10 protein-coding genes are annotated in these 11,564 nt (G+C 68.8%); 6 read left to right on the top strand and 4 right to left on the bottom strand.

Features of this window, described 5'->3' with window-relative positions:
- The first annotated feature begins 35 nt into the window (after positions 1–35).
- Positions 36–560, top strand: a complete 525-nt coding sequence (locus DEJ02_RS10855) for a hypothetical protein (RefSeq protein WP_111033077.1) — start codon at positions 36–38, stop codon at positions 558–560.
- Positions 561–635: 75 nt separating this feature from the next.
- Here DEJ02_RS10855 and DEJ02_RS10850 read toward each other — a convergent pair whose 3' ends face one another.
- From DEJ02_RS10850 to dnaK, 4 genes are all read right to left on the bottom strand, one after another.
- Positions 636–1,046, bottom strand: a complete 411-nt coding sequence (locus DEJ02_RS10850) for a heat shock protein transcriptional repressor HspR (protein WP_027464889.1) — start codon at positions 1,044–1,046, stop codon at positions 636–638.
- Between the two features lie 126 nt (positions 1,047–1,172).
- Positions 1,173–2,177, bottom strand: a complete 1,005-nt coding sequence (locus DEJ02_RS10845; protein ID WP_017886377.1) for a DnaJ C-terminal domain-containing protein — start codon at positions 2,175–2,177, stop codon at positions 1,173–1,175.
- Between the two features lie 41 nt (positions 2,178–2,218).
- Positions 2,219–2,878, bottom strand: coding sequence for a nucleotide exchange factor GrpE (locus tag DEJ02_RS10840; protein ID WP_111033076.1), 660 nt, complete (start codon positions 2,876–2,878; stop codon positions 2,219–2,221).
- 2 nt (positions 2,879–2,880) lie between these two features.
- Positions 2,881–4,746 (bottom strand): molecular chaperone DnaK, encoded by a 1,866-nt coding sequence (gene dnaK, locus DEJ02_RS10835; RefSeq protein ID WP_071246129.1) that lies wholly within the window; start codon positions 4,744–4,746, stop codon positions 2,881–2,883.
- 675 nt (positions 4,747–5,421) lie between these two features.
- Here dnaK and DEJ02_RS10830 point away from each other — a divergent pair.
- The 5 genes from DEJ02_RS10830 to DEJ02_RS10810 all read left to right on the top strand — a co-directional run bounded on the left by DEJ02_RS10830 (position 5,422) and on the right by DEJ02_RS10810 (position 11,530).
- A complete protein-coding gene (locus tag DEJ02_RS10830) occupies positions 5,422–7,554 on the top strand; it encodes a hypothetical protein (RefSeq protein ID WP_146249267.1) in 2,133 nt (710 codons plus the stop codon).
- Positions 7,555–7,646: 92 nt separating this feature from the next.
- On the top strand, positions 7,647–8,075 hold the full coding sequence (locus tag DEJ02_RS10825; RefSeq protein ID WP_111033074.1) for a DUF3060 domain-containing protein: 429 nt from the start codon (positions 7,647–7,649) through the stop codon (positions 8,073–8,075).
- Positions 8,076–8,199: 124 nt separating this feature from the next.
- Positions 8,200–9,564 (top strand): polysaccharide biosynthesis tyrosine autokinase, encoded by a 1,365-nt coding sequence (locus DEJ02_RS10820; protein ID WP_111033073.1) that lies wholly within the window; start codon positions 8,200–8,202, stop codon positions 9,562–9,564.
- Between the two features lie 14 nt (positions 9,565–9,578).
- Positions 9,579–10,220 (top strand): sugar transferase, encoded by a 642-nt coding sequence (locus DEJ02_RS10815; RefSeq protein ID WP_111033072.1) that lies wholly within the window; start codon positions 9,579–9,581, stop codon positions 10,218–10,220.
- Positions 10,217–11,530, top strand: coding sequence for a glycosyltransferase family 4 protein (locus tag DEJ02_RS10810; protein ID WP_181440327.1), 1,314 nt, complete (start codon positions 10,217–10,219; stop codon positions 11,528–11,530). The genes DEJ02_RS10815 and DEJ02_RS10810 overlap by 4 nt, the downstream gene beginning before the upstream one ends.
- The last annotated feature ends 34 nt before the right edge of the window (positions 11,531–11,564 follow it).

The following is an 11,564-nucleotide window of genomic DNA, read 5'->3' as shown; positions in this document are numbered from 1 at the left end:
TTCGTATTTCACATTGATACGCATATGCTGGCGGGATGAACAAGCTCCAGCACGCCCGGCCCCTCCGGGCCCTGTCCATCACCCTCGCAGCCATCGCAGCGATCACCCTGGTCCCCACGGCGGCTCACGCTGCCACCGACGACGCACCCGACGCCACCGAACGCATCCCGCTCGTGGTGGAACGGCAGGCCGACGTCTACATGCCGTTCGACCTCCGACCGGACGGCGCCGTGGTCGCGTCCGCAGGCATCCTCACCTCGTTCGAGGGCGCCGCATCGCGCGCGGCGACGGTCACCGCTCCCGCGGTCGGCGAAACGGGTCAGGTGACGTTCGAGAACGGGAAGTGCCTGCAGGCTTTCGGTCCGAACGGCAACGGGTGGACCATCGTCTCGAACTCGTGCGACGCCGCGCGCACCCTGTGGACTCGAACGGAGTCGGGAGCCCTGCGGGTCACCGGGACTCCCGCTCGCGCACTCGAGTACTTCGGCAACGCGAACACGATCACGGCCCGGGCCGTCACCGGTTTCGAGTACCCGGTCGGCGTCGCACCCGCCCGCTGAGAACCCCCACGAACCGACAGCGGACGCCTCCGAGCAGGAGGCGTCCGCTGTCTGTCGTCGGCACGAGCACCCGCGTCAGCGCGGCCCGCGGTACAGGACGATCTGTGTGTTCCGCTGCGGCCGCGACCCCGCCTTGAGCGAGATCGCCGCACCACTCGCGGTGGCGGCGAAGACCCGCGCGCCCGGCCGGTTGATGAGCTGGTCGGCCAACGCCGACTCGAGTTCGCGCACCCGGTCGCGCAGCGCCTTGTTCTCGTTCTCCAGGTCGAGCACCCGCCGGATGCCCTCCAGCGACACCCCCTCGGAGCCGAGGCGCGCGATCTCGCGCAACTGCACGACATCACGCATCGAGTACCGCCGCGACCCACCTCGGGTGCGACCCGGCACGACCAGGCCGAGCCGGTCGTACTGCCGCAGCGTCTGCGGGTGCATCTCGGCGAGCTCCGCAGCGACCGCGATCGCGAAGACGGGCGAGTTCTCGTCCATGTCGGTCATGGCGCGTTCCTTTCCGTCGTCCGCGTTGGGTGAAAACCAGCCTGGAGGCTCAGCGAGCGTCCGTCAGGAAGCCGCGCCGTTCCTCCAGGCCGGGTCTACTGCATTGCGTGCGCGACGCTAGTCGCGCGCCTTGGCGAGGAGGTCCTCGCGGGGGTTCTCGTCGGGCAGCGCAGCCGCGAGTGCCTCGACGGCCTCGCGCTGCTTGTCCGACAGGTGCGACGGCACCGCGACCTGGACGGTCGCGAGCAGGTCGCCCGTGCCGTTCTTCGTCGTGACGCCGCGGCCCTTGACGCGCAGGACGCGACCCGACGGCGTGCCGGGGGCGACCTTGAGCTTCACGGGCGAACCGCCGAGCGTCGGGACCTCGATCGTCGCGCCGAGCGCTGCCTCGGTGAACGTCACGGGGACGTCCACGCGCAGGTTGAGCCCGTCGCGCTCGAACACCGGGTGCTTCCGCACCGACACGGCGACTACGAGGTCACCGGCCTCTCCGCCGTCGGGCGAGGGTTCGCCGCGGCCGCGCAGACGGATCTTCTGACCGTCGGCGACGCCCGCGGGGATGCGGACGTTCACCGGGCGCCCGTTGCCCTGCGACAGCTTGACGGTGTCACCGGCGATCGCCGTGGTGAAGTCGAGGGTCGTCGATGCCGTGACGTCGCGGCCCTTCGTCGGCCCGCCGAAGCCGCGGTAGCCGCCGGAGGTCTGGCCGAAGCCACCGCCCCCGCCGAACATCCCGCCGAGGATGTCCTCGAAACCGCCGGCACCGCCCGGGCCACCCTGGCCGAAGCGGACGCGCTGTCCGCCACCACCCTGCTGTCCGAACATCCCGCCGAAGACGTCCTCGAACCCGCCCTGGCCCCCGCCGCCCGCCGTGAAGCGAGCGCCGGAGCCCATGGCGCGGACCTGGTCGTACTCCTGGCGCTGCTCCTTGTCGGAGAGCACCGAGTACGCCTCGCTGATCTCCTTGAAGCGGTTCTCGGCGGCAGCGTCACCCGGGTTGGAGTCCGGGTGGAACTGCCGCGCGAGCTTCCGGTACGTCTTCTTCAGCTCGGCGTCGGAGGCGTCCTTGGACACGCCGAGGACCTTGTAGAAGTCCTTGTCGAACCAATCCTGACTGGCCATGGATCACCTGCCTTCTTCTGTCGTCACCGTGGGGACCCGGCTCAGGCCGGGACCGCCACCGCGACCTTGGCCGCGCGGAGGACCCGCTCACCGAGCTTGTAGCCCGGCTCGACGACGTCCGCGACGGTCTGTCCGGTGGCACCAGGGGTGGGGAGCTGGACGATCGCCTCGTGGATGTTCGGGTCGAACGCCTCGCCCTTCTCGCCGATCTGCACGAGCTTGAACTTCTCGAAGCCCCCGCGGATCTTCTGGCCGATGACCTGCATCGGGCCCTCGGCGAGGTCACCGTGGGCCTCGGCCCGGGTGAGGTCGTCGAGCGCTGGCAGCAGGGCCCGCACCACTTCGGCGATGGCGACCTCGCGGTTGGCCTCACGGTCACGCTCGACGCGCTTCCGGAAGTTCACCAGCTCGGCCTGCGCTCGGAGCATGTCCGCACGCATCTCGGCGACGAGGTCGCGGTCCTCGGTGCTCAGCTTGTCCTCGGCGATGCCGCGGGCGGCGTCGGCGAGCAGCGCTTCGTCCTCCGGGGAGAGGTCGTTCGCTGCATCGGCCGCCGGTCCCCCGGCTGCGGGGCCGTCCGTCGGTACTTCGACGTCGGGCCCCTCCGCCTCGATGAGGTCCTCGGGATCGGCCGCGTTCGTGGCGTCGCCCTCGACCTGGGGCTCGTCCTCGTGGGGCGCGTTGTCCTTGGGATCCGTCATCGTTACTTCTTGTCCTTGTCGTCCTCGTCGTCCACGACCTCGGCGTCGACGATGTCCTCGTCGTCGGCCGGCTGCTCACCCGCGGGCTGCTCGCCACCGGCGGTGCCGGCTGCTGCGTCCTGCTGGCTGTAGATGGCCTGGCCGAGCTTGCCCTGCGACTCGTTGAGCTTGTCGAAGGCGGACTTCACGGCGTCGTCGTCCTCGCCCGCGAGTGCGGACTTGAGCGCGTCGACGTCGGCCTGCACCTCGGACTTGACGTCCGCGGGGAGCTTCTCGTCGTTCTCCTTGATGAGCTTCTCGATCGAGTAGACGAGCTGCTCGGCCTGGTTGCGACGCTCGTTGGCCTCGCGACGGGCCTTGTCCTCGGCGGCGTGCTCCTCGGCTTCGCGGACCATGCGCTCGATGTCCTCCTTCGGCAGCGAAGAACCGCCTGAGATGACCATCGACTGCTCCTTGCCGGTGCCCTTGTCCTTGGCGGACACGTGCACGATGCCGTTGGCGTCGATGTCGAAGGTGACCTCGACCTGCGGGACGCCACGGGGAGCCGGTGCGATGCCGGTGAGCTCGAAGGTGCCGAGCGGCTTGTTGTCGCGGGTGAACTCGCGCTCGCCCTGGAAGACCTGGATGGCGACCGACGGCTGGTTGTCGTCAGCGGTCGTGAAGGTCTCGCTCCGCTTGGTCGGGATCGCGGTGTTGCGGTCGATGAGCTTCGTCATCAGGCCGCCCTTGGTCTCGATGCCGAGCGACAGCGGCGTGACGTCGATGAGCAGGACGTCCTTGCGCTCGCCCTTCAGCACACCGGCCTGCAGTGCGGCGCCGACGGCGACGACCTCGTCCGGGTTGACGCCCTGGTTCGGGGACTTGCCACCGGTCAGCGACTTGACGACCTCGGCCACGGCGGGCATGCGGGTCGAGCCGCCGACGAGCACCACGTGCGCGATGTCGTTGACCGAGACACCGGCTTCCTTGATGACGTCGTTGAACGGCTTCTTGGTGCGGTCGAGCAGGTCGGAGGTCATCTGCTCGAACTGTGCGCGCGAGATGGTCTCGTCCAGGTTCAGCGGGCCCTCGGCGGTGAGCGTCAGGTACGGGAGCTGGATGTTCGCCGACATCTGCGACGACAGCTCCTTCTTGGCCTGCTCAGCCGCTTCCTTCAGACGCTGCTTGGCGATCTTGTCCGTGGACAGGTCGACGCCGTGCTCGTCCTTGAACTTCTTGACGAGGTAGTCGACGATGCGCTGGTCCCAGTCGTCACCACCGAGGCGGTTGTCACCGGAGGTCGCGCGGACCTGGATCGTCGAGAAGTCGTCGTCCTTGCCCACCTCGAGCAGGGAGACGTCGAACGTGCCGCCACCGAGGTCGAAGACCAGGATGAGCTCGTCTTCCTTGCCCTTGTCGAGGCCGTAGGCCAGGGCGGCCGCGGTCGGCTCGTTGATGATGCGGAGGACGTTGAGGCCAGCGATCTCACCGGCGTCCTTCGTGGCCTGGCGCTCGGCGTCGTTGAAGTACGCCGGCACGGTGATGACCGCGTCCGTGACGTCTTCGCCGAGGTACTGCTCGGCGTCGCGCTTGAGCTTGCCGAGGGTGCGAGCCGAGATCTCCTGCGGCGTGTACTTCTTGCCGTCGATCTCGGTGGTCCAGTCGGTGCCGACGTGCCGCTTGACCGACGCGATGGTGCGGTCGACGTTCGTCACGGCCTGACGCTTGGCGGTCTCGCCGACCAGGACCTCGCCGTCCTTCGTGAACGCCACGATCGACGGCGTCGTGCGCATGCCCTCGGCGTTTGCGATGACGGTGGGCTCGCCACCTTCGAGTACGGAGACGACGGAGTTGGTGGTTCCGAGGTCGATGCCTACTGCACGTCCCATGTGTTGCTCCTCTTGCTTGGGGGTAAGTCGTTGGACTTGCGTCCGATGGGCTCAACTCTACTCCTGAGTCGGCTGGAGTCAACTTCAGGCGTTACAAACCTGCGCCAATCCCACTCAACTCCCAGGCGCAGCCTTACGGCACTAGCACGTTCGTATGTTGGTATTTCACATGATATTCTGGATGTACATGCGCCGTTGGAGTACCTCGACGGGCGTGTCCCTTCCCGCACAGCCGCTGTCCGCGGCCTGTCCTGAAAGATGCACATGTCTCACAAGAAGAGGGCTTCCTTCGCCCTCAAGTCCATGGGTGCGGCCGGGCTGGCCGCAGCCACCATCGTCAGCGGCCTGTCCTTCGGCGCCGCTCCCGCAACCGCCACTGGCGCTGCCGCTCCTGAAATGTCGACGACGACCGACGAACGCGTGAGTGGCCAGTTGATTTTGAAATCCGGTGACTACTACGGAGCCGCCACCGAGACGAATGAGAAGGGCAGCCCAGCTGGGGCAATTGTTTACCTTCGCAGTTCATTGGATGAGGCTCGCAGCCGGGCAGCTCGGGTGGAATTTCCCGCTCCCGGGACACGCGGACCGATCAAGAACTCTCGAGGGCAGTGTCTGGTGTCCCCGGGCCTCAACTACGCGGGTTGGGGGTCCTGCGCCGCTCCGAGTCAATTCACCATGAGCAAAAACCTGGGGCTCATGGTCTACCGAACCCAGTTCGGTTATGCACTCGGTTACGGCAGCGGCACAACGCTCGCAACCTACGACGAGATCGTCGCATCGATCAACAAGCCGCTGGTCGCCAACGTTTCGAGCACGAGCAACATCAACAAGTCGGCGGTCATCTCCGGAACGGCGACCCCGAACCAGACCGTGACGATCGGCTCCAAGACCGTCAACGTGAACGCGGACGGCAAGTGGACCATGACGGTCAACGGCCTCGCGAACGGCGCGAACTCGCTCGTGGCCATCCAGAAGCGCGGCACCACGGAGATCGACCGCCAGAACGTCTCGGTCACGATCGTCGAGGGCGGCGGCCTCTTCGGCGTCGACCAGGGCCCCGTCGAACTCGAGCGCGGCGAGGCCACCCAGGTCCCGTTCGTCGTCGAGAACCGCGTCTCCCGCACGAACACCAAGGGCACCGTGGTGCTGACCGCTCCGGACGGTGCGACCTTCTCCGAGCAGGACACTGTCCAGGGCTCGTGGCGTCGCGTCGGCAACACCGCGTGGAACGCTTCCACGTCCATCCCGCTCACCAACGGCCGCCTGTCGAACGACAACACGACGCTGACGTTCGACGCGGACTGGACCAGCGAGCGGCCCGCGGACCAGCAGTACCGCTTCATGATCGACGTCACCGCTGCGGCGGATGCGCCCGAAACTCCGAGCGCCATGGAGTTCGACTTCAGCGGAACGAGCAGCACGAACGACTTCCGCGCCCAGGGCTCGACGTCCACCACCATCGGCACCTCGGTCGTGGACCTGACCGCCGAGGTCGAGTCGGTCGACAACGACGCCCGCTCCGCCGTCGTGTCCGGCACGGCCACCCCCGGTGCCGACATCTCGATCGGTGACGAGACGGCCAAGGCCGACGCCACCACCGGCGCCTGGTCCATCACGGTCGGCGACCTCGAGGTCGGCGACAACGCCCTCGTCGTCATCCAGAAGATCAACGACCGCGAGATCGACCGCAAGACCGTCACCGCGACGGTCGAGGGCCGCACGGAGCTGGCCCCGATCACGCTGTCGGGTCCGACCTCGGTCACCCCGGGCCGCTCGAACACCTTCACCGGCACGGCCGAGCCCGGCGCCACGTTCCGCGTGCTCAACGTCTCCGGCACCCAGATCGTCCCCGGGACCTTCGAGGTCGGCGCCGACGGCCGCTGGAGCTTCGACCGCGTCGTCTCCAACGGTGCGTCGAACTTCCGCTTCGTGATCGAGCAGACCAAGAACGGCCAGGTCGCGAAGTCCGAGCTGTTCACGGTGAACGCGTCCGCCCTCGCACCGGTGACCGTCACCACGCCGGCCGCCGTCCGTCCGGGCCTGACGAACACCTTCACCGGCACGGCCGAGCCCGGCGCCACGTTCCGCGTGCTCAACGTCTCCGGCACCCAGATCGTCCCCGGGACGTTCGAGGTCGACGCGCAGGGCAACTGGTCGTTCAACCGCGTCGTCTCCAACGGTGCGTCGAACTTCCGGTTCGTCATCGAGCAGACGAAGAACGGCCAGACCGAGAAGTCCGAGCTGTTCACGATCAACGCCGCGGCACTCGCCCCGGTGACCGTCACCACGCCGGAGCGCGTCACCCCGGGCCGCTCGAACACCTTCACCGGAACCGGTGAGCCCGGTGCGACGTTCCGTGTCCTGAACATCTCGGGCACGCAGATCGTCCCCGGTACCCACGAGGTCGACGCCCAGGGCAACTGGACCTTCGACCGTGTCGTCTCGAACGGTGCGTCGAACTTCCGCTTCGTGATCGAGCAGAGCAAGAACGGCCAGACCGAGAAGTCCGAGCTGTTCACGATCAACGCCGCGGACTTCGCCCAGGTGACCGTGGCCAACCGGTCGGTGACCCCGGGTGCCGTGAACACCTTCACCGGCACCGGTGAGCCCGGCGCGAGCTACCGCGTGCTCAACATCACCGGCACGCAGATCGTCCCCGGCACGTTCGAGGTCGACGCCCAGGGCAACTGGACCTTCGACCGCGCGGTCTCCCGCGGCGCGACCGAGTTCCGCTTCGCTCTCGAGCAGACCAAGAACGGCAAGACGGAGCTCAGCGAGCACTTCACCCTGCCGGCCGACACCAAGTAGCACCCTGGCCCCTCCCGTCCGCGCGACGGGAGGGGCCTCCCCTTCTTCCGCACGGCGTCACCGCCGAACGAACTCCTCGGAGAGGAAACCCGATGAACACCACGATCCGCCGCGGTCTCGCCGCAGCATCCATCGCCCTCGTCGCCGCGCTCGGCGTCACGGCGTGCAGCTCGTCCGACACGAAGGACCCCACCCCGACCGCCTCGAGCACCACGAAGGCGGCGCAGACCACCTACAACGAGTGCATCGACGGGGCCGTGCAGCTCTGGGACGAGGACGAGGACTCGGACAAGACGATCACGACCGACGACTGCGCAGCGGCGAACCTCATCAGCTCGGACCGCACCTACGACCTCGGCACGATCGGCACCATCACGGTCGAGGCGAGCAACGCCACGATCTCGGTCTCCTCGACGAAGAAGGTCTTCTTCAGCGGGTCGAACAACACGCTCACCTACAAGGGCGAGGCGCCCAAGGTCGACGACCAGGGCAAGGGGAACACCATCACCGCAGCGGGCTGAGTCCGACCGCCGACGGCACCGAGAAGGGGACGGGAGCAAGTCTTCCCGTCCCCTTCTGCGCGCCGTATTGTTCTTTCAGATGTGATGTTTTACACTGGTCCAGCAACCCGACCGGAGGCTCCTCTTGAACTACCTCGCCGTCATCCGCGCCCTCCTCTCGGGCTGGTGGATCATCGCCGGTGCAACGCTCCTCGGAGCCGGTGCATCCCTCGTCGTCACGAGCGTCACCCCTCCCACCTACGAGGCGTCGACCTCGTACTACGTCTCGGTCGCCGGCGACACCTCGGCGACCGCGGGCGAGATCGCACAGGGGTCGACCGCCGCGCAGCAGAAGATCAAGTCGTACATGCAACTCGCGACCTCTCCCCGCGTGCTGCAGGGCGTCATCGACGAACTCGACCTCGACACCACCCCCGCGGCACTCGCCTCCCAGGTCACCACCTCGGTCGACGCCGGCACCGTGATCATCAAGATCGCCGTGCAGGACGGGTCCGCCAAGGCAGCGGCCACGATCGCCGAGCAGATCGGCAAGAGCCTCGCCACGGTCGTGCAGGAGATCGAGCCCGCCGGCGCCGACCAAGCGCCCTCCGTCAGGCTTGAAGAGGTCACGCCCGCGTCCCGACCGCTGAGTCCCATCGCCCCGCGGAAGGCCGCCGACCTCGCACTCGGTCTGCTCGGCGGGCTCGCAGCGGGCGCGGCACTCGCGCTGCTCCGCGCTGCGGTCGACACGCGCGTCCGCTCCAGCGAGGACCTGGACGGGGACGTCCCCGTGGTCGGCGACATCGCGTTCGACCCCGACGCTGCCCGGCACCCACTGATCATCCGGGACGAGGTGAACTCGGCGCGGTCCGAGGCCTTCCGCAGCCTCCGCACGAACATCCAGTTCCTCCGGACCAGCGGCGCACCGACCATCGCCGTGACCAGCGCCAGGCCGTCCGAGGGCAAGACGACCACCACCGCGAACCTCGCGATCGCCCTGAGCAAGAGCGGCATGCGGACCGTCATCATCGATGCCGACCTCCGTCGCCCGAACGTCGCCGCCGTGATGAGCCTCGAAGGCGCCGTCGGGCTCACCGACCTGCTCGTCGGCCGCGTCGAGCTCGACGACGTCCTGCAGGACTGGGGCCTCGACGGCCTCTCGGTCCTGCCCGCCGGCACGATCCCCCCGAACCCCAGCGAACTCATCGGTTCCGAGGCGATGGCACGGGTCCTCGCCGAGTTGGCCTCCAGCTACGACGTCGTCCTGGTCGACACACCGCCGGTCCTCGCGGTCACCGACTCGGCACTCGTCAGCACGCTCGTGTCGACCACTCTGCTGGTCACCGCCGCCAACCAGACGAAGCGTTCCGACGTCCGACTCGCGATCGAGGCACTGGCGCGCGTCGGCCAGCAGGTCGCCGGCATCGTCCTCACCAAGACCAAGCACAAGGCGTCCCGGAGTGCCTACTACCGCTCCGAGTACAAGAGCGCTCGCCCTTCTGACCGATGACAAGGACACGACCCATGCAGTCCCCCCGCCGCACGCGCACGCTCCGCGCCAAGCGCTGCTCCGACATCGTCGGCGCCTCCCTCGCGCTCGTCGCACTCGCTCCGGTGCTCGCCGTCGTCGCCGTCCTGGTCGCGGCTCGGCTCGGTCGTCCCGTGCTGTTCCGGCAGCCCCGCCCTGGGCTCCACGGCAAGACGTTCACCATCCTGAAGTTCCGCACGATGCTCGAGCCGGACCCCGCGGCCGGACTCGTCAGCGACAGCGACCGTCTCACGCCGTTCGGTTCGTTCCTGCGGTCGACGAGCCTGGACGAGCTCCCCAGCCTCTGGAACATCCTGCGGGGTGACATGAGCTTCGTCGGCCCCCGCCCGACCCTCTGCCGGTACCTCGACCTCTACACCGCCGAGGAGTCCCGCCGACACGACGTCCTGCCCGGTCTGACCGGTCTCGCCCAGGTCCGTGGCCGCAACGCCCTCCCGTGGCCCGAGCGGCTCCGGTCGGACGTCGAGTACGTCGACACCGTGACCCTCGGCCTCGACCTCCGCATCCTGCTCCGCACGGTCGTCGTCGTGCTCCGACGCGAGGGCATCGCCGCGCCGGGCCACGTCAGTTCCGACGTCTTCGAGGGGACCGCAGCGATGACGGGTGGATCACGGTGAGGACCGTCTGGATCGTCAACCACTACGCGCACCACCGCGAGCGGGACGGCCGCGCGACCCGGCACCAGCACCTCGCCGCGGGCCTGACCGAGCACGGGTGGCGCACGGTGGTCATCGCCGCCGGCACGGACCATCCCTCCGGCCGCTCCCACTTGCACGGGACGACGCTGCGCGAGCGCTGGACCGGCGACGGGTACGAGTTCTGCTGGCTCCGCGGAGTCGACCACCGTGGTGCGGGCGCCCGCCGGGCGATCCGTCGCATCGCCGACATCGGCCTGTTCACCGCGCTGCTGCTCCAGCCGGGCTCGCTCCGAGGGCTCCCCCGACCGGACGTGGTGATCGGTGGGTCCTTCCATCCCCTGGCCGCGTGGGGCGCCTCGGTGCTCGCTCGACGGATGGGCGTGCCGTTCGTCTTCGAGCCGCGCGACCTCTGGCCGGAGTCAGCCCTCGGGCTGGCGGGCATGACCGAACGGCACGCGGTGGTCCGGCTGCTCCGACGGCTGGAACGGACCATCGTCCGTCGGGCAGCGCACATCGTCTCCCCGCTCGAAGGCGTCGGCCGGTACTACGCCGACCGCGGTCAGCCCACGCCCTTCACCTGGGTCCCGAACGGTGTCGCGCTCGACGAGCAAGCCGTCGAACCCGGCGAGCCCGGTGAACCCGACGCACCCGAAGAACCCGCGGACGAGCCCGACACCGCACTCGCGCCCGCGCCCGAGACCGCTGACGACCGCTTCACGGTCACCTACATCGGCTCGATGGGGCCGGCGAACGCGCTCGAAGCCGTCCTCGACGGCTTCGACCTCGCCGCCCGCCGGGCCGCCGCGAGCGGCGGCCCGCGTCTGGTGCTCCGCATGGTCGGGGACGGATCGGACGTCAGTGCGCTCCGGGAACGTGCGTCGCGCCTCCAGGCCGGCGTGGACGTGACCTGGGACGGACGGGTGCCGCAGGACGACGCCCGCCGCATCGGACGCCGAGCGGACTGCCTGGTCGTCAACATGCACGACCTGCCGCTCTACCGACACGGTGTCTCGATGAACAAGCAGTACGAGTACATGCTGTTCGGCCGCCCGTTGCTCGTCGGAGCACCCGTCACGCTCGAACCGGTGGCCGCTTCGGCCAGCGGACTGCACGTCCGGCCGGACGACCCCGAGGCGATCGCCGAGGGCATCCTCACGCTCGCGGCGATGCCCGCCGCCGAACGCGAGGCCATGGGTGCCCGCGGCCGCGACCACGTCGTGCGCGAGCACGACTACCGCCGGCTGGCCGGCGTCCTGGCCGGCGTCCTCGACGACACCGTCGCCGCCTGACCTTCCCCTGTCCCGTCCCGTCCCGTCCGAGGAA

The organism is Curtobacterium sp. MCLR17_042 (genome assembly GCF_003234695.1).
GTDB classification, from domain to species: Bacteria; Actinomycetota; Actinomycetes; order Actinomycetales; family Microbacteriaceae; genus Curtobacterium; species Curtobacterium flaccumfaciens.
The sequence above is the reverse complement of the archived record's forward strand: the minus strand, read 5'-3'. Positions and strand labels throughout refer to the sequence as shown.

Excerpts from the sequence above, each read along its gene's own strand:
- DEJ02_RS10840 (WP_111033076.1), bottom strand. The coding sequence starts at position 2,878 with ATGACGGATCCCAAGGACAACGCGCCCCACGAGGACGAGCCCCAGGTC.
- DEJ02_RS10850 (WP_027464889.1), bottom strand. The coding sequence starts at position 1,046 with ATGGACGAGAACTCGCCCGTCTTCGCGATCGCGGTCGCTGCGGAGCTC.
- DEJ02_RS10845 (WP_017886377.1), bottom strand. The coding sequence starts at position 2,177 with ATGGCCAGTCAGGATTGGTTCGACAAGGACTTCTACAAGGTCCTCGGC.
- dnaK (WP_071246129.1), bottom strand. The coding sequence starts at position 4,746 with ATGGGACGTGCAGTAGGCATCGACCTCGGAACCACCAACTCCGTCGTC.
- DEJ02_RS10815 (WP_111033072.1), top strand. The coding sequence starts at position 9,579 with ATGCAGTCCCCCCGCCGCACGCGCACGCTCCGCGCCAAGCGCTGCTCC.
- DEJ02_RS10855 (WP_111033077.1), top strand. The coding sequence starts at position 36 with ATGAACAAGCTCCAGCACGCCCGGCCCCTCCGGGCCCTGTCCATCACC.
- DEJ02_RS10830 (WP_146249267.1), top strand. The coding sequence starts at position 5,422 with ATGAGCAAAAACCTGGGGCTCATGGTCTACCGAACCCAGTTCGGTTAT.
- DEJ02_RS10825 (WP_111033074.1), top strand. The coding sequence starts at position 7,647 with ATGAACACCACGATCCGCCGCGGTCTCGCCGCAGCATCCATCGCCCTC.